Here is a 25,334-nt window from a genome sequence, read left to right as displayed (position 1 = left end):
CCGAAAGAAACACTCATGTTTTAGTATGTCGAAAAAAGAGGAAAAGAAGAATAAGGGAATTCCCTATAAAACAAATTTCTTACCCTAATTTTATACAATTTTCTACACAATCTGATTTTTCCTAACTCATTGTTACATTTCAATTGGTATATAAACCAAAATTGTCGTTCCTTCACCCAACTTTGAAATCACTTTAAAAGTACCGCCATGTAATTTCGTTCTTTCTTCCATTCCGTGTAGACCTAATCCCCCATTGGCATTTAAGGCCTCGGATAAATATTGAAACCCAATTCCCTTATCCATGATTTCAAGGAAAACTTCTTCATTTCGAATACCTATTGTAATAAAAACTTTATCCGTTTTCGCATATTTAGCAATATTTGTTAGGGACTCTTGACATATTCGATAAAGTGTCGTTTGTAGATCAGGATTAAGTTTTTTCACTTTATTTTTAACTTCAAAAACAACTTTCATTTGAAAGGTGGTTCCGTACCGATCAATTAATGATCTTATAGAGGGAATCAGACCTAGATCGTCTAATGAGGCTGGTCTCAAATCTAATGCAATTCTTTTAATCTCATCCATTGAAATCTTTGTCAATTGTTCAATGGTTTGGATTTGTTCCGCTTTAATAATCTCATTCTTTTTTTCTTCTTTAAGTAGCTTTAAAGTTACTAAAATACTAAATAACCATTGGCCCACACCATCATGCAGCTCTCTTGATATTCGTTTCCGTTCTTGTTCTTGGGCTCTTAAAATTTTATCCGTAATGTCTCGTTGGTATTTTCTCTCATTTTCAACAATTGTCTTCCTAGCGTCCAATACCTCTTGGTAAATAGTCAAAACCTCTGGCATAATTTCATGTGACTCTTTTTCTGTTATATCTAAGTTCCGAACACGCTTTCGGAAAATAGCTAAACTTTTTTCATGTTGCTTAGTAATATATCTAGTCCCTAAATAAGCAACAAATAACATGAAGCCTAATAGAAGAATTCGACTCTTCATCTGTTTTAAAAAAAGCTCCAATACATCTATAGATGGAATCGAGGCCCAGACAAGTCCAATGACCTCACCCTGTCTAATAATAGGATAAATAGTCGCTATCACCTGCTTATCTCTTGTTTGCGAGTAATCCTTAAATTGATAGCTCTTTTTTGTTATAAACACCATTCTTGCCTTATGTGATTGATGTAAATCTCTTAGTTCTTCTTGGTCAAATTCAGGTCCGTATGCTACAATTGAATTCAATTTTTTAGAATAATAACCTGCTCCATAATCGGGAAATGATTTGGACATTTTATCGATAATTGGTTGTAATTTGCTATTTAGTATAGCAACTTGCTCACGTCTATCTAATTGCCCTGTCTCCTTTAACAATTCATCAAACGTTCCTTCAAGTTGTTTATCTAATAATAAAGCCATTGATTGTGTTTTATTAAATTCATTTTGGACAATCAAATTCCAGTAATCGTAAAAATGCAACGAAAGCATACCAGATCCCGTTAAAACAATCATAAAAGTGGTTAAAAGATGTATTTTTTTCTTAATGGTTACCATCAAAAAAACCTTCTTTTTTCTAGTTTATTCAAAATCTAGCAAGCCGTTTCGAAGTGCATATTTAACAAGCTCTGGTCTTGTATGCAGCTTTAACTTTTGCATAAGATTCGCCCTATGTGCCTCTATTGTTTTCACAGATACAAATAAGAGTTCACTTATTTCCTTATTGGAATATCCCTTCGCAAGATATGATAATACCTCTTGTTCACGTCTAGATAACAACATTAACTTGCTTTCCTGATCATCCACTGTACGTTTCAAATAATCTTCAATCAATAAAGTCGTAGCACGCGGGTACAAGTATGCCTGACCTCGAAATACGGTTCGAATTGCGTTAATTAAGTCCATGTCCTCTGAGCTTTTTAACAAATATCCAGATGCACCCGAATGTAATACTTTAAAAATATAATCTCTTTCATCATGCATCGTTAGAATCAATACCTTTGTATCAAGGCACGATTCTTTAATCCGTTTTGTTGCCATTAAACCATTTTCACCGGGAGGCATATTTAAATCCATTAACACAACATTAGGTTGAAGTTCTATACATTTATGATACGCCTCTAATCCGTCCGATGCTGTTCCTACAACTTGAATATCGGGCTGTCCATTGATTAGCATGGCTAATCCAGATTGAACGATTTTATGATCATCTGCAATTAAAACTTTTATCATATTCATTGCATGCCCCCCCCCCCTTTTTTACTACATCTAAGTCTTTCGCCCTATATCTTTAAACTAAATATACACCATAATGATTGACGGATGATGCACTTCACAAAGCTTTCAAAAAATATATAAAAAAAGGAAGGAAATATTGATTTCCTCTCCTTTTTACTATTATTCAAGTTTAAATTGGCTAGTAATTTTTTCTAGTGACTTTGCTAGTTCGCTTAATGATTCTGCATCCTTTGATATTTGGTTGGACGATGCTGCCTGCTGTTGGCTTGCAGCACTTACCTCTTCCGCTCCAGCTGAAGCTTCTTCTGTAACTGCAGAGATATTCTCTATATTTAATCCAATTACTGTTGCTTTGTCTTTTAGAATTGTTATGAAATCATCCAGCGCTCTAGCTTCAACGACCACTTTGTTCATCATTTCATTAATCGAAATAAATGATTCACCTACATCATTGACCTTATCTAATCCTTCATTAATATGCTGTTGTTCCATTTCAATAGATTGAATGGCTTTAACCGTTTGCTCTTGCGTTTCGCTAATAATATGTTGAATTTGACTTGTTGCTTTAGCTGTTTCTTCTGCTAACTTTCTCACTTCCTCAGCAACCACACTAAATCCTCGACCATGTTCCCCAGCTCTTGCTGCTTCGATACTAGCATTTAAGGCTAATAAATTCGTTTGCGCTGCTATATTATTTATCATGGCTACTATACTATTAATTTCTTTATTTTTATTTCCTAAATGGTGCATCATTTCAACATTTTCTTCCGATTTTTCTTTTATATCATTCATTTTTTCAATGGCAAAGCGAGCTTCTTTTTCACCTGACTGTGTAATCCTTTGAGTCTCATTAAAATTATGAAGCATTTCAGAATTAATCACAGTTACCTGTTCCATTGTATCTTTCACTTGATTCATTTCACCGGCAATTCCTTGAACAGACATCGCAATATCACTCGTCCCACTTGCCAGCTCAGAAATCGTGACAGCCACTTGCTCCGCTGCTTCCTTCGTTTCTCCACTACTTCTTTCAAGAATATGTGATGAGTTCTTTAAATGGGAGGAAACATCTTTAATCTTATATAATAGACTTTGCATACTCTCAATCATATGTTTGAAATGCTGATTTAGTTGACCGATTTCATCTTTTGAATGAAACGTATTTTTAATTGTTAAATCTCCACTAGCAATTTGCTTTGTCATCTCACTTAGCTTTTGAATTGGTTTAACAAATCTTGTTGAAAAAAGCATAATGATAATCACTGTGAATATCAGTACAACTCCAGCGGTAACTAAAGATAATTTTGCTAAATAATACATTTGCTCCGTCGCTTCTGAAATTGGTGCAGTAACACTTATTCCCCATTCGTTTACCGTTGATTTTGTATAGAAAACATATTTCGGAATATCTTCAAACGTATACTCGACAAAGCCGTTTTCTCCATTCATTGCTTTTGTGATGGCTGCTGTTAAGTCTTTATCTCCAATATCTTTTAAGTTCAGCTTTAAAATATTTTCTTTCTTCGGATGAGCCAGTACTAAACCGTCCTTATTGAAGATATATGGATAACCTGTCTTACCTACTTTTTCCTTAACAACAATATTTAGTAAATTCTCGATTTGGATTGTTGCCCCAACTACGCCTGTTATTTGATCGTCCGCATAAATAGGAGTAGAAACGACTATAACCATATTGCCAGATGCTTTGGATATAAGCGGTTCACTTACAACAGTTTCACCTTGGATAGAACGTATAAAGTGGTCCCTTTCTGATATATCAGTTTGATCGTTATTCAAGGATGTTATCGTGTGTTTTCCAGTTAGGTCAGAAATATAAACCATTTCAAACTCTGGATGCAACTTAATCATACTTTCAAAATACAATTCTCGTTTTTCAAGATTATCTGTTTGTAAATCGCCGTTAAGTGCCATTGTTGATACGACATCTATATGATTTATTAACCAATCATCGACCTTCGTTTGAATCTTTTCAAGCTTTACATTTGCTTCTTTCTGGAATGAATTTTGTAAAAAATCAGATGCTTTATTGTGATTAATATAAGAAATACCACTTAAAGCCAGAATAAAAATAGGAATAATAACAATTAGCAATTTAGATTTTAATGATTTCATGTTGTTCCTCCATAATGTAATCATGTATTTGAACGAAATGTTCGCTTTTTCTTGTTACTAAAATTCCCCTTACATTGATTTCATTAATAATTAGATCGAGAAAAGATTGATCAACATGCTTTTTTTTCGCTTCAAAATAAATTTTTATGAGCATACTGTCGTCGATTTTATTTTGCCAGGACATATAGATTCTCCTTTCATCACATCTTTATTAGTCTACAAAATTATCAACCTACTAAATATAGGGGGGTTCCCTAAAAAAACTCCTTTTCCCATTTATTGATTATCAATAATCTTTTTGACAAAAAAAAATCTCCTTTAGTCCTATAGGAAGAAGATTTTTTTTGTGAAAATCTTTATATAACTGTAGAAAGTTGGGATAGCTTTTCAAAGGTTACAGATATTTGTTCAGATGCTTTCGAAATATCCTCACTTATACTTACTAATTCTTCTAATCTTTGTTCTGTTACTTTACTTTGATTCTTATTTTTTTCCATAATAAATAAAATGGAGTCGAAAAATATATTGATTTCTTCGATTTTCTTCGATGCTTTAATAATTAGGTCGTTAGTGTCTGATGTTGTTACAGAAATATTATCAATTTGAGCGTTCGTTGTTCGTATTAACTCTTCAATTCCTTCAACGGAATTCTTTGTTTCTTCCGCTAACTTCCTTACTTCATACGCAACGATCGTGAAGCCTTTTCCACTCTCTCCCGCCCTGGCTGCTTCAATTGCTGCGTTAAGAGCTAGAAGATTTGTTTGTTCAGCAATTTTAGTGACAACCGTAACAATATCCTTTATTTTAGTAGAAGTCATATTTAAAACATTCATCTCGCTCGAAATATTATTTACTCTTTCTGATATTTTTTTCATTAAATCATTTTGTAAGTCTATTTCTCGTTTTCCATTTTGTGATTCCGCCTCTGCCATTGATGCAACCTCTAAACTACAGCTAGAAAAAGTAGACATCTCCAACACTTGCTGATTTAACCCGATAATACTTGCTGTTGTTTCCTCGGAGATAGCGGAAAGATTAATGGCTGACTCTTGCAGTTGTATTTTAAGCATTTCTTTTGTTTTTGCCTCTTCTTGCCTGATTCTTTCGTTTTCCATTTCATATGCTTCTAAAACTAGTTGTTGTTCAAAATTTAATAATTTTGATACTGCCTCTATAGATTTATGAAATTCTTCCTTAGTGAGAATATGGCTAGTAAGTATCTGCATGATGGATAACAATAAGTTTTGAAATGCACACATATACCAATTTGTTTTTAGTCCAATTCGGACATGAACTTTGGCGATTCGATACCTTGTTTCAATAAAATCTTGATTGATTTCACCACTAAACATTTCGCTTATATGCTCTGATAAGGTTATCCGAAGGCGCTGGATAGAACTATTATCCTCGATGATTTGAGTGAGTGACGGTTCGAATTTTAAAGTATTATAGAAGCTTTCTGTAAGAAACTCAAGATTCTCTTTAATTAATGGTTGAAGAGATTTTAATATTTGAATATCTTTTTTAGTTAAATCAATCATCTTAATTTGAGTTTGTATGGTTGGATCTTCTATTGTAAAAACAACATGTTGCTTTGAATAATCTAAGGTGGACTCCGACAGTTTTTTTCGGAAAGATAATTTCAATGTTTAATTCCCCCATATATTAATGTTGAAATTCTAGTATATATTTCCATATTTATTTGTATATAGGGGTTTTCCCTATATATTCAATAAAAACACCCTAATAAAAAATCTTCCTGACCACTATGCCAGAAAGATTTTTTTGATTGTATAAAATATGTGATTCAATAATAGACGTTAGTTAACTTTTTCACTATAAGGAAAAAACCTAAATATTTTAGAAAAATACAAAAATGTAGAGATTATTTTATATATTTCGGATTTCTTTTGAAAGGAATCCCAATAAGTACGCTTATCAAAGAAGATTGATTACAAAAGATTGTTATCTATTGTATAAAAATACTCAACTCTATGGACTGTGGTAAATCCAATACAAAATCGACAGGTTCGTGTACCTGTCGATTTTCCTTAAGATAATACTTTTGATTCCTCATTCTTAAAAAAGCTCTTCATTGCATGAAATACATCTGGTTTTTGTTTTAAAATATAGTAGCGGAAATTTTCATCCTTGATGTTTTTGTAGGCGGACATGAGGGTCGAGTGGCGGTTGTATTGGTTGACTTCTCCATATCCAAACATATTGGATACTTTCATTAATTCTTCAACTAGCTTCACACATCTGGCATTATCTGACGTTAGATTATCACCGTCTGAAAAATGAAATGGATAAATATTAAATCTAATCGGGTCATATTTCGTATCAATGATTTCTAGGGCTTTACGATAGGCTGAAGAACAAATGGTTCCGCCGCTTTCTCCTTTTGAAAAGAAATCTTCCTCTGAAACTATTTTAGCCTCGGTATGATGAGCAATAAATTCAATTTCTACCGTCTCATATTTTGTTCGTAAAAATCGAGTCATCCAAAAGAAGAAACTTCTCGCCATATATTTTTCCCATATTCCCATTGAACCACTTGTATCCATCATCGCGATAACGACTGCTTTTGAGTCAGGCTTTTTCACTTCATTCCAAGTTTTAAACTTAAGATCTTCGGGATAAATCGGATAGAATGCTGGTGCACCTGTCATTGCATTTCGTTTAAATGCAGTCATCATTGTCCGCTTTTTGTCAATATTCCCCATTAGTCCCGTTTTTCGAATATCATTAAATTCAATATTTTCAACTATATTTTCTGCTTGTTCTTTTCTTTTTAAATTTGGAAGCTCTAATTGTTTAAAAAGGGCTTCCTCGATCTCCATCAAAGACACTTCCGCTTCAAAGTAATCTTCACCAGGCTGATCTCCAGCACCTTGACCTTTCCCAGGTCCCTTTTGACCACTAGATCCATCACGAGCTACTACATCTCCAACTTGACTGTCACCGTTTCCTTGGCCAACATGTTTGTTTTTATCATAATTGTAGCGGATTTTGTATTCGTCTAATGAGCGAATTGGAATTTTTACCACATCTCGACCATTGGACATAATAATGTTTTCCTCTGTAATTAAATCAGGTAAATTATTTCGAATGGCCTCTTGGACTTTGTCTTGATGCCTTTGCTGGTCATCATGGCCTTTACGGTGGAGGGACCAATCTTCCTTGGAAATCACAAATTGATGATTGTTCACATCGGTCATTTCTGTACCCTCCTAATAAAATTTTTTTCCTGCACATTTTTTCATGCTGTTTCATACAATAACTAGGGTGTCGTACTATGGTCTTCAATTACTATTAATTACTTTATACTATGCAGTTTTCTGAAATAATTTACAAATAATTTTGACAATTATGCTTTTGCCATACTTGGACAACTTATAGTCTTTCATCCTTCCAAAAATTCATCACAAAATGTTCTGCCGGGTCATATGCAACACATTGGTAACCTTCAGCATAAATATAGTCAATAATTTCAGGTAAGACAGCTGCTGTCCCTTTATTTATATGAAAAAGGATGACAATTGGCTCTTTTTTGCTTTTTTGTTTTTGAATTCCTCCTTTTACATTCGCAACAATTTCCTTTGGATCCGTCTGATGATATTTCCAATCCTCTGAGTCAATAGACCAATCCCACATTTTGAAATCATTTCTGACCAATTCATCCCGAAAAGCAATTTTCATATAAGGTTTGCTCCCGTATGGAGCTCTCGTAAGATTAGAATGAAAACCAGTGAGTTCAAATAGGGTTTTCTGTGTCTTTAACATTTCCTTTGCTACAGCTATTGAATTTCCTCCATATAAAAGATTTTTATTATGAGTTACACTATGCAATGCTGGATAATGTCCCTCGCTCACAATTCTTTTCGTTTGATTCGGAAATAATCTCATTTGTGTTTCAATCATGAAAAAACTAGCCTTTGCTTTCTTCTTCTTTAAAACTTCTAATATCTCTTCTGTTCCTTTAATAGGTCCATCATCAAATGTTATATATACTTTTGGTCGATGATCTACAATTGGTTTATTGTAAAAGTTTGAAATTGCATTTTGATTCGCTTTTATAAATTGGTTCCTATCCAGTTTTGCTTTTGAGTTGACTAATCGAACTACTGGACCATTTGAAATATATTGAACGTCATAACTAAAATACTCACCAATTACTCGAAGGGGTGCAAAATTACGACCATTTTGCTTATATAGATTAACATTTGTCATGCTTCCATCCAATGTTTTTATTTTTGAGTTTTTAACATCAAATAACATGGATTTTTCTTTCGTAGTTATTCTAAACGTTTCATTCGGCAGATCAATTGTCAATGTTGCATCAATAGCTTCACTAATGATTCGTATAGGAACATACGTTATCTGATCCTTCAATACAGGCTTTTCATCAGGGAAAGTAATTAATTGATCATTAACGGCTATTGGAATGATTTTCGTGTCTGAATTTGCAATTACATCCGTTTCACCAAAAATGAAAACAACTATAAACAAGAAAAAATAAACGCAAATTTTTTTCATGCCATTACTCCCCTTGAACTTTTCTACTATATCTATTAAGCCAAACGGCTAAATATGAGTAGACTAGTTCGAAAAGAAGGATTTTAACACACTAAAGCACTGGGGGACAATCCCCCAGTGCTTTAGTGTGTTAAAGGTTTATCGATTTAGTAAGCTTCCTACATATCTGAGAAGTTCGTTTGCGGATGTGGAGTTGTAGCCATGTTCGTCGATTAGGCGGGCTACAACTTCATTAACTTTCTTTAGCTGCAGTTCATCAGGTGTTTTTGTTGAGGTTGTAATTTTCACGATATCTTTTAAATCAGCGAATAATTTCTTTTGAATCGCTTCGCGCAGACGATCATGAGAGTTATAATCAAAGCGTTTACCTTTACGAGCATAAGCGGAAATCCGAATTAAAATTTCTTCACGGAAAGCCTTCTTCGCATTTTCCGAAATACCAATTTGTTCTTCAATCGAACGCATTAGTTTTTCATCTGGATTGATCTCTTCACCTGTTAATTGATCTCTCATTTTATTTTTATTACAGTATGCTTCCACATTATCTAAATAATTGTCCATTAGTGTTTTCGCTGACTCTTCATACGAATAGACGAATGCTTTTTGAACTTCCTTCTTCGCAATATTATCGTACTCTTTACGAGCCAGAGAAATAAAGTTCATATAACGTTCTCGAAGTTCAGCTGTGATGGATGGATGCTGATCCAACCCTTCCTTCAACGAACGTAATACATCTAGTGCATTGATTGAAGGAATCTCTTTCCTTATAATCGTTGAAGAAATCCGGTTTATCACATAACGAGGATCAATTCCACTCATTCCTTCATCTGTGTATTCCTTCTTCAACTCCTCGATATCTGCAGAATTGTATCCCTCTACCTGTTCACCATCATATAATCTCATCTTCTTCACTAAATCAATATCGCCTTTTTTTGGTTCCTTAAGACGTGTTAAAATTGTAAACATTGCAGCAACCTTAAGTGTATGTGGAGCAATATGAACATCTGCGACATCACTTTCGCGAATCATTTTCTCATAAATTCGCTCTTCCTGTGATACCTTTAAATTATAAGGAATAGGCATGACGATGATCCGAGAATGAAGCGCTTCATTTTTCTTATTTGAAATAAAGGAACGATATTCCGTCTCATTCGTGTGCGCGACAATCAGTTCATCCGCGGAAATCAACGCAAATCTTCCAGCCTTAAAATTACCTTCTTGAGTTAATGATAACAAATGCCATAAGAATTTCTCGTCACACTTTAACATCTCCTGGAACTCCATCATTCCACGGTTCGCTTTATTAAGTTCACCATCGAATCGATAAGCACGAGGATCTGATTCTGATCCGTATTCAGCAATCGTTGAAAAATCAATGCTCCCAGTTAAATCGGCAATATCCTGTGACTTTGGATCTGATGGGCTAAATGTTCCAATTCCGACCCTTTTATCCTCCGAGAAAAAAATTCTCTCTACTTGAACATCCTCAATGCGTCCACCATATTCTTGTTCTAATCTCATCATATTTAGAGGCGAGAGATTCCCTTCAATGCGTATACCGTACTCATCATAAAAATCTTGGCGAAGATTATGTGGAATTAAATGCAAAGCATCCTCATGCATACGATAAGTACCCTTTTAAAATATCACTCTCTAACTCTATTTTTATCTAACTACTATCTGATTTCTGAAAATTTTTTCACTTAAGAACGAATTGTATTTTGATGCTGAATTTATGGTAAAAATCTAGGATGCTCTAAGGTCTACCTGTCTTTTACATTTTGTACATTGGAACAGGTTGGATTTTATTTCTTTGTGTTTTTTCAGTTTTCTGCATGATTGACAGGATAGTGTAACATGACGTCCAGAAGCGTGATTTACAATTAAATCGGATTCCGTTTCATCTAACTCATCGTCACTGTCATCTAGATCATTATTTGTTGAAAAAAGTAAATAACCAAACATGAATGTAATACCACCTATAATAAAAGTTACCCATTCCATATAGATTAACACCTTTCGCTTAAAATGTATTGCAGTTCACCATTATGATTTATAGGAACAACTTTATAAGCAGAATGAATTGCATATTCCTTTTGAAGATCTGCTACAACCTGGGCGTTATTCAAACATTTTTCAATAAGAAGACACGCTAAAGAAGTAGGCCGCATATTACAAGCTGTAGCTAGCTTGTTCAACTTTTGATTTTGAAAGTTCGATAACGAGACATTCACACGATTAATTTTCTTGCCACCTAATCCCTTACCTTCGATCATGTTTTATCTCTCCTTTCCACTTGTATTGACAATTGGATATGTCAACCGTGTTACAGTGTTACACAATCTTTTGGTGGTGAAGTGGTATTACCGGTTGGCAGAACATATTTAATACCACCGTTTTCACTCTTTTGGACAATCCTAAGTGTCTGGTTTCTTTTTTGAAGGTCGGAAAAAATAAGCTCTTTTACGTAACCACTAAAGTTTGCATTTTTGACATGTTCTAATAAGGCCACATCTTTTTCATTAGTAACATTAAATCCCACTGGTTTAATTACTTTGTTTTTACTCATGTCTCTGCTCCCCTTTCCTTGTTTAATATATGGTATTACCGTTAATACTTATTTATGATTAGTTTTATATACAAAATTGTTTAGAGGAAAAAGTAGGAATTTGTAGAATTGTATTTTAAAGTAGGTGAATACATATGGTTATTAACACAATCAAATATTGGGCAAAAGAAAGAGGATTAATACATAAGTATTTAGCTAAACAAATTGGCGTATCTGAACAGACTTTCTCAAGGTGGGTTCGAAATGAAACTCAACCTGATTTGATACAATCGTTTCACTTATCTCGCATATTAGGAATAACAATTGATCAGTTAGTTGAAATGAAAAAATAAATATAGGAGGAATCATAATGAATTACACTTTTAAAAAACCTAATACAACTGTGGAATTAACAGATGATGGTGTAATTTTTACAAGAGGCAAGAATGATCTAATGATCCATAAGGCATTACGTGGAGAAACAAAAGTATTATTTAGTCAAATTCAAGAAATCAAATTCAAAGAAGCTTCGTTAACTTCAACCGGTTATCTGCAATTATCCACACCTAGAAGTTCTATGGTAGGTATATTAAGAACAGTAGATCAACCGCAAAATGCTGTTAAGTTTAAGAGAGATAAGAACGAAGAAGCATTAAAATTAAAAGCAGAAATAGAAGAACGAATTAACAATCAAAGCTCTTCTAAATCTGAATTTGGTTCTCTTAAAGAACTTAAATCTTTATTAGATGAGGGAATTATTACTCAAGAGGAATTTGATTTTAAAAAAAAGCAGATTTTAAACATATAAAAATAGAAAATCCCCTCCGACCGGAAGGGATTTTTCTTATGCTTCTTGAACGTATACTGTCCAACCAAATAACTTTCTTAAATCAGCTGCATGTCCTTCAGCAACATCTTTTCCCTTAAATGTTCCTGTTACCAAACGAAATTCTGTATCGGTCACTTTTTCATACACAAGCCAACTATACTTTTCTAAGAGTTTTTGCTTGGCTCTCGCCAAACTTTCTTTGCTTCCAAAATTGCCTGTAGCTAGTCGATAAGGGGTAGTGTCTACTGGATCAATAGGCGTACAAAACAATTCTCTTTCGGCAGTTCTGCGTTTAACTAAACCAGCTAAAACTTTGCCACCCGATTTGTTATATAGCAAAATATCGTTACTAATCTTCGTAATTGATTTTCCCAAACACAATTTTAATAGGTTACCTGGTCCGCAATTGTAGCAAAAACTAACTAATGCATCAAACTGATTCTGATTAAAGTTAAAGCCAATTCTATTAACTGCATCCACATATCGCTGAACATCTTTATCAAATAAAGCATCAGCTTCAGCTTGTGTAATCGTCTGACCCTTTCTAATTTCTGGACCATAATGTCCCCAGCCAATTGTCCAGTGTAGTTCAGTAGGCACAGCCTTGTATGCAGTTAATCGGCAACCCTCAAAACGTTTAATCAAGTTTTTTCCCGCGCTACTTAGGTTCATTATTAATCCCTCTTTCATCATTACGTTTTTCGGCTCGACTAACTTTTGAGTCGATTTCAGATCCGACCCATTGAATTATTTTTTCTAAGATATTAATCGGTACCCAATCAACCCACCCAGCACGTATTGAATTAGCAGTCATCGATTGAATGACGTGATATAGCACACCAAATGAAAGCAAACCAAAGAAAATACCTGGAAGGCTTGAGGCTGCATCCAACAAATGTCCTCCAGCTGGTAAAAGTAAAATAAAAAAAGTACGGAAGATACCATCTATCCCGTACTTACTCGCATATGATTTATCCTTTTTAGATGCTCTGGTACCACTCATCCAATCCATAAAAATGAAGAATGCTACTGCTGCCATAATGGCTCGCACAGTGTGACTTTCACCATATAGGCTTTCAAATAAAGGTGTAAACAAGGCTCCTACGATGGCCGCCCATATTTTTTGATATTGTTCCATTTTAATCAACCCAATCTAAATAAAAATAGCCCTGCTCGGTACAGGGCATTTCTAGGGTTATGAATGCATAAAAAAATACACCTACTCTTTGAAAGGTGTATAAATAGATATTAATGTAATACGTTTAATTAGAACCCTTTTTGTTTTCTAATTAATCGATTACTCTATCAATAATCTCTACAAGTTTCTTTGATTGTCAATAAGAAACGTTTCTTCCAATATATGAAAGCTTTAACAAAAAAGTACAAAAAAATACACCTTTTAGGTGTTTAATTTACTGCACAGTATGTTCCTGATGCGACAGAAAAAACCAAAAATTAATTAATATGTTGGCTGACTCTGGTAATTCCTTATTCAATTATCGTATCCCGTTAGCTCGATGATTTGTAACCACCCGAAAAGTGGTTTTGTTCCATTAGTTGTTGTCTTTATTATTTTTCAGATACTTAAGTAACGCTTCAATGGTTTGAAGACTTCGAGTACTCTTTCGGGAGTTAACCACAAGAAATATAATTGAAACGACTAACAACAACCAAATCACAACAGATAATATCGGCATAACTAAATCCCATATTGGAACTTGCATACCTTTATTTCACCACCTTTTTATTACGAAACTCCTTAACCAATTCTAAGCATCTTTAAGTAAATATTCAATAATAAGACAAGATGAAATAACCTTTTTTAAAAAAACTCTAAAAGGCTATCAGATAAATCAAATCCGATAGCCTTTTACATGTAGCTTTCCTTATTAATCAGCGGTATAGCTTGCTCTTGTCTCAATGACGATTGCGTTCTTGGCGCCGTTCCAAGAAACGCCGATGTCAAAGGCTTGGCCTAAATCACGCAGTTTAAAATAATTGTTAGCTTTAATAGTGTATATAGGGGGTTGCGTCGGGTACAGAGATAAAACCGTATGTGTAGCCAGGCCCGACACTGCCAAATCCAACATACGCCATTCCATCATGTACTTCTCCAATGAGATCATATATGGGAGGAACAACCTCACGACCAGTCTTATCAATGAGTCCACGCTTGCCGTTAACTTCCACCACCGCCATTCCTTCGGAGAATTCGGATGCCCAGTCATACTGTTTTGGAATGACTTCTCGACCAGCCTTGTCTATATAACCCCATTTGCCGCCTAGATAGGAATATCTCCCTCCTGTCCAGACAAACTGACCACCGACGCCTACTCCCGCCAGTCCTTCAGAAAAGTATTGGTTTACATAAACATTTTTTCCAGGGCGAATGATTTCTTTGCCGGTCTTGTCTACGAATCCCCATTTGCTATCGGGGGTCATACCGCCATAACTAACCACCGCCATTCCCTCGGAAAAATTTTCTACCCAATCATACTTGGGCGGCACGACCTCCTTGCCGGTCTTGTTTATGAATCCATATTTACGACTACCATTTTGAACCGCTGCCATCCCATCGGAAAATGGCCCTCCAAAAATATACTTAAACGGTGTAATCGCCTTTCCAGTCTTGTTAATATAAGCGAAATTGCCATTCCCATTGGTAAGATTGACCATCGCCAAACCTTCAGAGAAAGGCCACCGGTTGGCATACTTGCCAAGCTGCACGAGCTCCTTGCCGGTCTTATCTATGTAGCCACCCTTCCTGGTTGAGGTGACGCTCGCCATACCATTGGAGAAGCTATCTGCTAAGTCATACTTTCCAAACGGAACGACCACTTTGCCAGTTGTGTCAATAAAGCCGTATGTAGATCCACCGTCACGCTTCTCAAGATAAACCATCGCCAACCCCCCCGCAAATGATTCTGCGCTATTATACTTGGGCGGAATGACCTCCTTACCTGTCTTGTCGATAAAGCCGTATTTTTTTTCTTTCTCGACCCATGCCAGACCTTCGTGGAAATCGCCTACCCTATTATATTTGAGCGGAACAACCTCTTTTCCGGTCTTGTCTATGAATCCGTATTTCTCGTTGGGATAATCGCCAGCTTGAACCCACGCCAGCCCCTCATGGAAATCGCCTACCCAACCATATTGGGGCGGCACGGTTTCAATATAGTCTGCCGCCAATGCAGCCTGCGGAACAAGTGCGAAAACAATAAACAGGGAAAATGCGAGTGATAGAAAAGGTTTTTTCATTTTTTTACACTCCTTAATTTTTTGTAAACCTCTAAACACAAGAGATTCCTTATGAGTTTTTTCTTATGTTAATTTTAGCACAAACCGACAACCAAAAAGGCTTTTCGGCAAAAAAAGATATATTCCGACAGATGAACGCATAAATCTAACAGGGTGAGAGTACGACTAACCCTCGTCTTTGCTCCTGTTATTTCCCCTGGAATGTTGAGTAATTCATTGAAATAATGGGTCTGCATCTGTCTAATCCTATTTGTTGTTGGGTAGGACTTACAACAATATAGGATTAGCAAATATTTTTCCATTTTTAGCTTCGGAGCATTTCGTCAAGAACTGATTTTAGTTTCGAGCCGAAAATCCCTCATGAATAATTTTTCAGTGAAGCTTATAAAAGCAGGTAACACCACGCTAATCTACCCGTTAGTTCACAAACAAGTACGTAGTTTGTTCCAAATGTGACACAAAAAAGCCAACATAAATGCTGGCTTTATCTTTCTTGAATAGAACCTATTCTAACTATAGAACTTAATGTCTGAAAAACCTCTGCATTTAAAACTGCCTTTTTATATGCTAGCTCTATAATGATTTTTTCATTATGTTCTAAAATGTCAAATGTTTTTATTAATGGATTCTGATTCAATGCAATTTCTAAATCATTAAAAATAACCTCATCTACGGTGATTTTAAAGTTAGATGATACTTTTCCTATCCCATCATAAACTTCTTTTGTAGCCAAGTAACCACTTCTATTCAACAGTAGTGCATTTCTTTGAATTAGGTTTAAAATACCCACCACTTCCTGTTGTATTGCTTCTACAGTTTTATTGCTATTTATTGCTCTTAATAAGGAAGGGTCACTTTCTATCATTTTTTCAAATTGCTCATCAGCCTCACGAACCTCACCAGTCTCAGTATCGGTTAGATAGTTTTTAGTTCCACTATATTTACTATATTCTTTATTGTGTATTTCATTGTTCCTAATTTTCTCATGAACATATCTCTGGCAAAATTTCAAATCTTCTTCTATAAAAATTGAAAAATCCTCAACCTCTTTTAAATAATTCCAAAAGTAGAATTTCTTACCTTCGTAATCTTTATAGAGTTCTGAAATTTGCTCAAAATAGTCCGCTTTAAAATTCACCACTAAGGATTTCAGTATATCTTCTATAAAAATGGGAATGAACTTCATTAGAATAACATCCATTCCAAGCATGTACATTGTTTTTATTTCTTCAGCACGATCTAGAATAAAATTTGGCAGCCCAAAAGACATTTTCCAATCTAAAGCTATACTCCGTTCATTTATAATAGGTCTCCTTGGCTCAATTTGTAAATTAATAAACTTATTTAGAATCTCATTCATTAACATCAACTCCCCATAAACTAATTCAATATTAATGAATGGCCTTCCTGCTTGTATTGGATTATCTCCAAATGAATATGCATAAAATGTTCTTGTAGAGAAATAACCAATGCTGATTGTCAGTTTGTTCTTTTCAAAAGAAAAAGCCGTAAAGATTTTACGACTTAAAAATAACTTCCTTGATTTCGTTTTTTATCCTATTTTGAAATGTCTTTGGACTCCCATTGATATAATCTTTTAATTTTCCAAAGTCAAATTCACCAAATTCTCTATCATGGTTAAACAAAACAACTTCACTAAGTTTCCTATTAGGTAATTCAATTTCAACTAGGACTGGATAAATTGGATCATTAAACTGATCCGTTAGTGGCTTAATAGTAATATTCAAAAGTATATCCCCCTTTTTCAGGATAATTCTACTATTAAATAACTATTAAGTCACTTTTTATCTTGTAGCATTATAATACGGCTAATTTTCACAAAATAAAAAGCCTACTCTGTGTACGCTTTACCAGTGATTTCTTCGTATTGATCTTTGCTAATCATTCCAGCCTTCACAAAATTCATTAGGCTTTCATCTGTATAAGAAGGGTGTCCATTGTCATAATACTTTTTGATTGTCGTGTACCACATTAGAAACTACCTCCCATTTTCAGTAATGCAATTTCCATGAGTAGGTCGCCTTGTTGGGTTTCAAGTTGTCCGACTGTTTCCTTTAAAATCTCAATTTCTGATTTTGGTCTAGATACATTCAAAGTTTCCTTATATGCTAAGAATTCCTCTTCAGTTACGATTTGAATATCCTTATGTCTAGGAATAGTATCTTCCTTTGTAGTGACATATGCAAGATTCTCGATACTAAAATCATTAGAATAAAGTAATTGCCCTCCTACAAATAAATCAATATTGAGTCCTTTATAATCTGGATTACCATCTTTTTGAATTAAATTAGAAATCTTTAATCGTTCCATTTATTTGTCCCTCCATGCATATTGTGATAATAGATTTATAGTCGATGTTTGTGGATTAGTTGATGACGTTCCAATAAGTTTAGTTGACCAATAACTCCCATTAAAATAGAGAATGAAACTATAGGTCCCTACATTTCCGATAATGACGGTAGGGGAAATGAATTTTGCTATTGGTATGGTTTGACGTGTGGCGGCATTATTATACCCGCTAATATAAACACCATTTGAATTATAAATCTTAACGAACAGACTTTCCTCAATCAAGGAAAGGTCAGATTCTTCCAATATGTCAAGATAACTATAGTTTGTAGAAAATGGGAATTTTTTCACAAACACACCATTCAATGTATATTTGTGAATAGATATGACACCCGCATCAGATTGCATAGCGTAAAAATGATTTTTCTTTATAAACAAATAAGAAAGATCACCCAACTGATTAATGATCCTATTTGTCAAAAGATTTATTGGTAGGGTTTCCATCAATACTCCATTACTGTTATAGACCCGTTTTGTAAAACGAGGATTTTGTCCCATATCCTCTATGGTGTATTCTATTATACCCCCATCATCTAATAACCGATAATCGCGATAGCCCGTTTGTATAGTACCCAACATTGCAGGATTGGTTCCTCCACTGGCTCCCGAACCCTTTGGTTTTCCTATTGTAAAATCCTTAAGTGAACGAATCCCCATTAGGACACCTCCACGCCCGAAACTATTAATGAACATTGTACACCAACATTTACCTTGGATTTGATGGTATGACCCGCATTTAATACTATACTTAAGTCCATCACTATCGTATCTTTTGCTTTAATAGTTGCCTGCTGCAATATATGACCACCGCCAGACCCCACTTCCAAATCTACAACCTGGTCAGTATTTGTGACGTTACAGATTACTACATTTTTTACTATTGCGGTTATGCCTGCTGGGACAGTATAGTGTGTGGTTGTGGTATTAAGCATATAACCATTAAAAAAACTTTTCGGTATTACTGCCATTTAAATCGCCCCCATCCAATAGAGAATTTCTTGATCTTTTTTAAACTGAAGATAATCTGCCAAATGCGTAGCAACTGTCTGCTCTAAAGTTGAAATTCGATTGGCTAAATTAGCCGCTATATCGCCATCCAGAATATCTTTAATTGACTCGAACCATTCTTGAAATGCATCATCGTATTGGGCGAACAAATTCGTTGTGTCAATTTGATCAACTGTACCTTTAACAATTCCGCAAAGCGCCGTATTTAGTCGTGTATCAGTGATATTTGCTTGTGAAATACTAATGGCTCCGTTGTTGATTAGAATATCAGCGATTCCAAGCTCGTAAGCATCTGCATCTCTTTGTAAAGTACGAGCAGTAGGATTCGATGCAAACGTACCTTTTTTAATGACAGGTGTAATCTGCCTTGTTAAAAAATCAAGTCTTAGAGCAATACGATCGATGCGCTTAAGTACTCCATCAGCAACATCCAACTGCAGAGTATAATCAGCATCATTTGCAATGTAATAGCCGTTAATCCATGCTTTTCCTGCTCGAATGCTAACAGACATATTCCCATTTGTTATAACTTGTAATCCTGTGGACGGATTAGGAAATACTCCATTTGCTATAAAACTAGCAAAATACTCCGCGAAAAAATCTGCTTTGTATTTGCGGTCACCATTTACGCTGTTGAATAAACCACTTTTAATTGCCACTATTTCACCGCCCTTTTTACTTTATCTAAAAATGATGGGATATTACTTCCAAAATTGACTTGTAGAGTTGTTCCTTGTTTGGTTGTCTTTTCAATAACAGAGGTAATCCTGGTATGCATGATAAGGCCAAGGTCATCATTTTTCACACTTACTTTATCGCCTAAAAAATAATCCACCCCATAGACTTCATTTGAATACAAATCAATGTCACTTTCGAAAGTGATTATCTGAGGGTATTCTGATAATTTACTTTTGCCACGTTCAGTTAATAGCTGATTATATTCGAATGCAGTAAGAGTAATTTCTTGACCATTTTCATCCGAATAGGTACTTTGCAAATCCCTAGCATCAACGTAGAGCTCTACCCTATCCCAACCACTAATGTCATCATTTGAAACCACAATAGTACGTGCAGTTCCTTCGCCTTCCCCAGCTACCACAGCAACATTTTTATGGTCGCTATCTGATTCGGTATAATGTTGCCTTAGAACATTCTCCCGATCCTTAGAAAAAGTTACGTGTGGATTTAAAGATTGGTCTCCGCTCCGATTTGTCCCTTGCCAAACATCAAAGATAAATCGCTTATTATGGTCATCTATTAAGATGGACCAAGATACATCGTGCTTATTTGCAATCTCATAAAGAAATTCATCTAACTGATCGCCAGTTCCAACCTCTTCAGTATTAATGCTAATACCAGTGCTACTAGAGATAAAGAGATTTGGAATTTTCCTGTTAAGATTAGATGGATTGACAGCATTGATTAAAACAAAAGATTTCATGACATTTTCGACTGTACCAGTAAATGACTGTTGACCAAAGAGTAATCGTCTGGAAAGCAACGTATTTAGGGAAGGCGCAATAATCTCCAGTTCTGTGCTTTTTTCATCACGATAATCTCTCGTAAGGATTAAATATCCATGCTGGGGATCATTTGTTTTGGCTAATATCCTTCCTTTCTGCAGAAGTTCAATTGATTCTGAGTTACCTTCCACAATCATGTGCAGTTGCCCCATTTTGGTATAATGTCGTTGAATCTCCAATTCGACAAAATCATCAATTAGGCCGAGACAATTCAAGTTCCTATCAAACACGTAGAGTTCCATTATAGTTAAACCCCCAGCAATCGCGGCGTAAATGTCATTGATACTTCGAGATTGTCCAAGCCTTCTACCGCGTCATATCTAAATAGATTATCTCCAAGGTCAAGCTGCAAGAATTTACTTGATAAATCTAATTGATTAAAAATGTTACTTATCACACCGTTTCGAATTAACGTTACTCGCTTCCGCCGCTTATAAGTGCTGACCTCAATTACATCACCTGGCAGCATGGTTATATTGATTTTAAGAGATTCGTATGTGTTTACATTGACTAATGACGGAGTACTTAACGTACCCAATGCTCTAAACCTTATCAGCATCCCAGTACTCTCCTGTCCATCATTAAATACATTTACAATTAATGAGGGAGCACGGTATCCCATTTCAATACCTTCTTCACTGATTTCTAAAGGAAATTCAAAATTCCCTACCCAAAGAGCAATGTCTACTTTTTCTTCATTATTGCTATAAAAAAAAGGATCATTTGCACTAAACTGCAGAAGTCCCCGCTGCCATACTTGGTTGTTGTTTTCGAATCCTGACGGGAAGGAAGGCACCCCTTCCAAGTTGGCGTTGATGTAATATTCTTTGTCAGCCTTAGTCGTAATACCTATTCTCATGGGATTGGCTTTCGGATTAAATACCTTGTATGCTTCATTCCTTTTTTCCTCAATCCACAAAAAATCAGATATTGATTTATAAATAATAAAAGGAATTTCAAACTCCTTATTATCAAATACTGTATTTTGATATTTAGATCCATCTGAAGTACTCTCAGTATAATTAATAGTTGCTGATAAACCACTGAGAGCAAAATCCTCAGCTAAACGAAAATGGCGACCGAATGTAATCGAATCGCCTCGACTGTTTGTAATAGTCATATTTTTGATTATCATTCGATCACCTCTTAATTGAATTCAAAGGCTAACCTTCTAAACATTCTTTCATTTTCTATAGCAATATCTTTAGCTGAGGAACCACCATATACTGTAATACTAGGTTGATATGTTCGGGAATTATTCACGTTATGACTAGTTGTACTTGGAATTGTAGCTTTTGCCATTTGATTAGAGGCGTTAATTACAGCTTTTATATTTTCTTTAATCCCTTCGGCCACCCCTAATGGGATCATTTTCCCTACTTCATCCCGCATAAGACGAGAAGGGGAATGAATATCTAATGCCTCTTTTATAGTGCTGGAGACAGCATCTGCAATGCTTCTGGCTTGTTCCATTAATGGTCCAACCATTTCCTGCATTCCTTCAATCAATCCTTGAATGGATTGAAGCCCAATCCCTTTCAGAGAAGATCTTAAGGGGTCTAATTCTCCTATAGCTCCTGTACGAATTTCCTGAACTTTAGTAATCCACTCAGCTTTATATAAGTCAAGATCTGCCTGTGTTTGGACACGTAACTCGGTAATTTTGGATTGTGTATCAAGTTTCATTTCTTCTAATTCTTTTATCGCTTCTGTTCGTGCTAAAGCATTTTTATCCTTCCACAACTGAACATACAATTCTAATTCACTTGCAGATAGTGTATTTAATGCAGCGATTTCTGCTGCAGCACTTGGACCCATAGCGCGTAATTCTTCGAGCAAACCTTCATCTATACCTTTTGCCGCTAACTCTTGTAGAGTGTTTGCCCAATTTGTAAATGTATCTACTTGTGATTTTAAATTCTCGATTAGTTGTTTTCCGGAAATATCACTCTTTTTCTGTACCTCATCAAAAAGACCCGAAAAACTATAAAGAGATTTTGTACGACTTTCAACAGCTTGGTTATACTCATCTGTTAAACGTTTTTCCTCAGCAATCAAACGATTGTTTGTTTCAGTGATTTTATTTGCATACTCTTCGTTTATGGAAATTAATTTATTGTTAATTTCCTGTTTAACACGATAGATTTCACGTTCATAATATTCTCTTTCTTCCGAACCCTTTTTGTACTTTGAGATGTATTCTTGGTAAGCACTAAGTTCTTCCGTTAATGAGAGTTGATTATAATATTTCTTCTTGTCGACAATTGACTTTTCATTATCAAATTGTTGTTTTAAAAGTTCGCCTTTAACCCTATGAACTTCTTTATCAATTTCAATTCTCTCTTTACTACCAGATGCGTATTGTTTTTGAAGATCTTGCCACAGTTTTAATTCTTGAGCTATGGATATTTTATTTAAATCTGCCTTATCTTTTATGGACTTTACTTCATTCTCAAAGACCATTTTTGCATGCTCTTTATTTAGGGTATAGATTTCTTTATTAACCTTTGCAACTGCATTAGGAAGAGATTTGTATTTTATCTTTAATTTTTCTAATTCATTGATAGCTTCTTGAACATTAATTTTCTTCGCATCAAGTCGAAGGTCAATATTTTTAAATTCATTTTCAAAGCTTTTTTTGGTATCAGAAGCAACTTTCTTGGCTGAAGCAACAGGCTTTTTACTATCTTTTTCAATACCTTTAGCCAACCCTTGGCTTACAAATTGACCTATTTCTTCTGTTACTTTTGAAGGTGAATGAATGTCTAAGACCTTTTTCATCCAATTAGGGAGGCTCTGGGCAAGTTCAATTACCTTTTCTTTAATGGAACCCGCCATAGACCCAATACCTTTAATAAGACCCCCAACGATGTTCTTACCCACTTCTAATAAGTCAATCTCTTTAAATTCATTGAATTTGTTTTTAATTGATTTAACCAGTTCACTAGCTTTTTTCTTAATCGTGTCCCAGTTTTTATATAAAAGTACACCAATTGCAATAACGGCTGCTATAGCCGCCATTATCCCAAGAATAATTCCTGTCAACGGTAACATGGCAATATTTAAGGCTCCCGCTGCTGCTGACAGTGCTAGTATGACTGGTGTCATTGCCATGATGATACCAATTAATATTCCAAGTCCAGTTACGATCGCCGTAATAGTTGCAGCTAGTTTCGGATTCTTTGAAATCCATTCCGCAACATTTGATATTACTTCTGCAACTACTTTTAAGAGTGGTTCAAGAGAAGTCTTTAGTTCAGTTACTGCCTTTTTCATTTTGATTGCTGGATCGGCACTGTATTTATCAGTCATATTATTTAAGTCTTCTTGACCTTTTTTTAGGTCTACTGTTGTATTTTTAGCATTTATTAATGTGTCGATAATATTTTGACCTTGATCTTCATACATGGTTCCAAAAATCTGAACCCCCAAGGTATTTTTTACCGTTTCGTCTTTTATTCCATTTAAGGCTACAGCAATTTCATTCATTGCCTGCGAACCATCTTTTCCACCTTTTGCTACCGCATCACTCCAAGCGATTACTTGTTTGCCTGAAATATCCGCTGCCCTAAAAGCAATCATCTGAGCTTCAGTTAAACCTTGGCCGAATTCAGCTACTTTTACTCGACCTTCTTTTAAGCCGTCAAGAAGGTTATCTATATTCCATGTTTTTGTATCGACCCCTGCCATCATAATAGCCTGTACTTCTCCCGCGTCAAAACCTACCCTTTGCAGTTGTTGACCGTATTCAGCGATAGTATCAAATTGTTCTGGTGGAAATCCAGCTTTCAATAATGCGTTAGCTAAACCGGCAGCTTCCTCATTACTCATTTTCAATTCGCTTGCTATTTCATTTATTTCTTGAATTACTTCTGTAAAATCAAGACCAGCGTAACTTTGTGTTAGGGTAGCAGCACTTTTAACTATTGAAGCATTTGCTTCATCACTTGCGGTTTTATTTAAAGCCCACTGTCTACGAACACCTTCAAGAGCTGCTTCTCCGTCTACACCGTAGGCTTCTATTTCTTTAACAGCTAACTTTATCGATTCCTTTGATTTTTCGGGTACATCAAAAGAAACATCAATTTTAGTTTTTAAAGAGGAAGTATCCAATGCTTGCTGAATGGTACCAGCGATTCCTCCACCTGCTACTAAGGTACCAGCAATCCCTTCCAGAGCCCCGCCTAATTCTGAGACTGATTGTTTGGCATCACTTGCCTCCTTTGAGAGGCTGCCTAATTCTTTTTTAACTGATTTTAAAGAAGCTCCATCATCCAAAGATGAAAGAGCTTGTTTCATTTTATCTATATCGACATTAGCACCTAATGCCTCGTGTCCAATTTTTTGAATGGCATCCTCTAATTGTTTCGAGGTTGCCGTACCTTTCAAAATAGCGTTTGTTAAACGATTTCCTAAAACATCTGAAAAGTCGGTTACACTTGTTCCAGTCGCATGAAAAAACGTTTCTAATTGTTTTGTAGAGGTTCCAACTTTTTGTTGCTCTTCCTTCAAATAAGAAAGCTTTCCATTTAAGCTTTCTAAAGATTTTTCAGTAAATTCGATTTCACGGCGAAAAGCCCTATATTGTTCTTCAGATATTTTACCCTTTTCAAACTGAGACTGTACTTGTTGTTCAGCCTGTTGTAATTTAGATAGTTTATCTGTCGTTACAACTACTTGATCAGATAATAGTTTTTGCTTTTGTGCCAAAGCTTCAACGTTGCCTGGATCAAATTTAAGCAGCCTCTCAACGTCCTTTAATTCACTTTGTAGCTTACTACTCTGTTTATTTACATCTGATAAGGCTTTTTCTAACCCTGTGGTATCACTACCAAATTCCAAGGTAATACCTTTTATTCGTTTATCAGACATATTCTCACCTCACTTA

At 35.2% G+C, this 25,334-nt stretch carries 23 protein-coding genes and 4 pseudogenes; 2 read left to right on the top strand and 25 right to left on the bottom strand.

Features of this window, described 5'->3' with window-relative positions; all coding sequences use genetic code 11:
- Positions 1 to 132: 132 nt before the first annotated feature.
- From ACFSO7_RS03075 to ACFSO7_RS03020, 12 genes and pseudogenes are all read right to left on the bottom strand, one after another.
- A complete protein-coding gene (locus ACFSO7_RS03075; RefSeq protein WP_377875211.1) occupies positions 133 to 1,557 on the bottom strand; it encodes a histidine kinase in 1,425 nt (474 codons plus the stop codon).
- A 24-nt stretch (positions 1,558 to 1,581) separates the two neighbouring features.
- Positions 1,582 to 2,232: a response regulator gene (locus ACFSO7_RS03070; protein ID WP_377876419.1), complete on the bottom strand. Its 651-nt coding sequence runs from the start codon at positions 2,230 to 2,232 to the stop codon at positions 1,582 to 1,584.
- Between the two features lie 165 nt (positions 2,233 to 2,397).
- Complete coding sequence (locus tag ACFSO7_RS03065) at positions 2,398 to 3,336, bottom strand: methyl-accepting chemotaxis protein (RefSeq protein ID WP_377876417.1); 939 nt, start codon at positions 3,334 to 3,336, stop codon at positions 2,398 to 2,400.
- 6 nt (positions 3,337 to 3,342) lie between these two features.
- Positions 3,343 to 4,371, bottom strand: a pseudogene (locus tag ACFSO7_RS03060) (HAMP domain-containing protein); the annotation flags it as partial.
- Positions 4,352 to 4,555, bottom strand: coding sequence for a sporulation histidine kinase inhibitor Sda (sda, locus tag ACFSO7_RS03055; protein ID WP_377875209.1), 204 nt, complete (start codon positions 4,553 to 4,555; stop codon positions 4,352 to 4,354). The pseudogene ACFSO7_RS03060 and the gene sda, both read right to left, overlap by 20 nt.
- Positions 4,556 to 4,727: 172 nt before the next feature.
- Positions 4,728 to 5,246 (bottom strand): annotated as a pseudogene (locus tag ACFSO7_RS03050) (methyl-accepting chemotaxis protein); the annotation flags it as partial.
- Between the two features lie 240 nt (positions 5,247 to 5,486).
- A pseudogene (locus ACFSO7_RS03045) lies at positions 5,487 to 6,017 on the bottom strand (protoglobin domain-containing protein); the annotation flags it as partial.
- A gap of 405 nt (positions 6,018 to 6,422) precedes the next feature.
- Positions 6,423 to 7,592, bottom strand: a complete 1,170-nt coding sequence (yhbH, locus tag ACFSO7_RS03040; protein WP_377875207.1) for a sporulation protein YhbH — start codon at positions 7,590 to 7,592, stop codon at positions 6,423 to 6,425.
- A 175-nt stretch (positions 7,593 to 7,767) separates the two neighbouring features.
- On the bottom strand, positions 7,768 to 8,910 hold the full coding sequence (locus ACFSO7_RS03035; RefSeq protein WP_377875205.1) for a polysaccharide deacetylase family protein: 1,143 nt from the start codon (positions 8,908 to 8,910) through the stop codon (positions 7,768 to 7,770).
- Positions 8,911 to 9,048: 138 nt separating this feature from the next.
- Positions 9,049 to 10,533: pseudogene (locus ACFSO7_RS03030) on the bottom strand (PrkA family serine protein kinase); the annotation flags it as partial.
- Between the two features lie 386 nt (positions 10,534 to 10,919).
- The gene (locus ACFSO7_RS03025) at positions 10,920 to 11,186 is read right to left on the bottom strand and encodes a hypothetical protein (RefSeq protein ID WP_377875203.1); all 267 of its coding nucleotides are present in this window, start codon (positions 11,184 to 11,186) and stop codon (positions 10,920 to 10,922) included.
- Between the two features lie 50 nt (positions 11,187 to 11,236).
- Entirely contained in the window at positions 11,237 to 11,479 is a 243-nt protein-coding gene (locus tag ACFSO7_RS03020) for a hypothetical protein (protein ID WP_377875201.1), read from the bottom strand.
- Positions 11,480 to 11,613: 134 nt separating this feature from the next.
- On the opposite strand from ACFSO7_RS03020, the gene ACFSO7_RS03015 reads away from it, so the two are divergent.
- A complete protein-coding gene (locus tag ACFSO7_RS03015; protein ID WP_377875200.1) occupies positions 11,614 to 11,811 on the top strand; it encodes a helix-turn-helix transcriptional regulator in 198 nt (65 codons plus the stop codon).
- Positions 11,812 to 11,828: 17 nt separating this feature from the next.
- Positions 11,829 to 12,266, top strand: coding sequence for an SHOCT domain-containing protein (locus ACFSO7_RS03010; RefSeq protein ID WP_377875198.1), 438 nt, complete (start codon positions 11,829 to 11,831; stop codon positions 12,264 to 12,266).
- A 36-nt stretch (positions 12,267 to 12,302) separates the two neighbouring features.
- Here ACFSO7_RS03010 and ACFSO7_RS03005 read toward each other — a convergent pair whose 3' ends face one another.
- From ACFSO7_RS03005 to ACFSO7_RS02945, 13 genes are all read right to left on the bottom strand, one after another.
- Complete coding sequence (locus ACFSO7_RS03005) at positions 12,303 to 12,959, bottom strand: glycoside hydrolase family protein (RefSeq protein ID WP_377875196.1); 657 nt, start codon at positions 12,957 to 12,959, stop codon at positions 12,303 to 12,305.
- A complete protein-coding gene (locus tag ACFSO7_RS03000) occupies positions 12,946 to 13,425 on the bottom strand; it encodes a phage holin family protein (RefSeq protein ID WP_377875194.1) in 480 nt (159 codons plus the stop codon). Before ACFSO7_RS03000 ends, ACFSO7_RS03005 begins: the two co-directional genes overlap by 14 nt.
- A gap of 869 nt (positions 13,426 to 14,294) precedes the next feature.
- On the bottom strand, positions 14,295 to 15,545 hold the full coding sequence (locus ACFSO7_RS02995; protein ID WP_377875192.1) for a WG repeat-containing protein: 1,251 nt from the start codon (positions 15,543 to 15,545) through the stop codon (positions 14,295 to 14,297).
- A 484-nt stretch (positions 15,546 to 16,029) separates the two neighbouring features.
- Entirely contained in the window at positions 16,030 to 16,905 is an 876-nt protein-coding gene (locus tag ACFSO7_RS02990) for a hypothetical protein (RefSeq protein ID WP_377875191.1), read from the bottom strand.
- Positions 16,906 to 17,062: 157 nt separating this feature from the next.
- Positions 17,063 to 17,293 carry a hypothetical protein gene (locus tag ACFSO7_RS02985; RefSeq protein WP_377875189.1) on the bottom strand — a complete coding sequence of 77 codons (231 nt, stop codon included), beginning with the start codon at positions 17,291 to 17,293 and terminating at the stop codon, positions 17,063 to 17,065.
- Between the two features lie 104 nt (positions 17,294 to 17,397).
- Complete coding sequence (locus ACFSO7_RS02980) at positions 17,398 to 17,538, bottom strand: XkdX family protein (protein ID WP_377875187.1); 141 nt, start codon at positions 17,536 to 17,538, stop codon at positions 17,398 to 17,400.
- The gene (locus ACFSO7_RS02975; protein ID WP_377875185.1) at positions 17,538 to 17,876 is read right to left on the bottom strand and encodes a hypothetical protein; all 339 of its coding nucleotides are present in this window, start codon (positions 17,874 to 17,876) and stop codon (positions 17,538 to 17,540) included. Before ACFSO7_RS02975 ends, ACFSO7_RS02980 begins: the two co-directional genes overlap by 1 nt.
- A complete protein-coding gene (locus tag ACFSO7_RS02970) occupies positions 17,877 to 18,572 on the bottom strand; it encodes a hypothetical protein (RefSeq protein ID WP_377875183.1) in 696 nt (231 codons plus the stop codon).
- Positions 18,572 to 18,883: a hypothetical protein gene (locus ACFSO7_RS02965; RefSeq protein WP_377875182.1), complete on the bottom strand. Its 312-nt coding sequence runs from the start codon at positions 18,881 to 18,883 to the stop codon at positions 18,572 to 18,574. Before ACFSO7_RS02965 ends, ACFSO7_RS02970 begins: the two co-directional genes overlap by 1 nt.
- Positions 18,884 to 19,582 (bottom strand): hypothetical protein, encoded by a 699-nt coding sequence (locus ACFSO7_RS02960; protein WP_377875180.1) that lies wholly within the window; start codon positions 19,580 to 19,582, stop codon positions 18,884 to 18,886.
- Entirely contained in the window at positions 19,582 to 20,688 is a 1,107-nt protein-coding gene (locus ACFSO7_RS02955) for a siphovirus ReqiPepy6 Gp37-like family protein (RefSeq protein WP_377875179.1), read from the bottom strand. Before ACFSO7_RS02955 ends, ACFSO7_RS02960 begins: the two co-directional genes overlap by 1 nt.
- Positions 20,689 to 20,693: 5 nt before the next feature.
- Positions 20,694 to 21,581, bottom strand: coding sequence for a phage tail family protein (locus ACFSO7_RS02950; protein ID WP_377875178.1), 888 nt, complete (start codon positions 21,579 to 21,581; stop codon positions 20,694 to 20,696).
- An 11-nt stretch (positions 21,582 to 21,592) separates the two neighbouring features.
- The gene (locus ACFSO7_RS02945; RefSeq protein ID WP_377875177.1) at positions 21,593 to 25,318 is read right to left on the bottom strand and encodes a hypothetical protein; all 3,726 of its coding nucleotides are present in this window, start codon (positions 25,316 to 25,318) and stop codon (positions 21,593 to 21,595) included.
- Positions 25,319 to 25,334: the final 16 nt, after the last annotated feature.

The sequence above is a fragment of the Bacillus sp. CGMCC 1.16607 genome, assembly GCF_042683745.1.
Taxonomy (GTDB): Bacteria; Bacillota; Bacilli; order Bacillales; family Cytobacillaceae; genus Pseudoneobacillus.
Note: the sequence above shows the minus strand (reverse complement) of the source record. Positions and strands in the feature narration are given on the sequence as shown.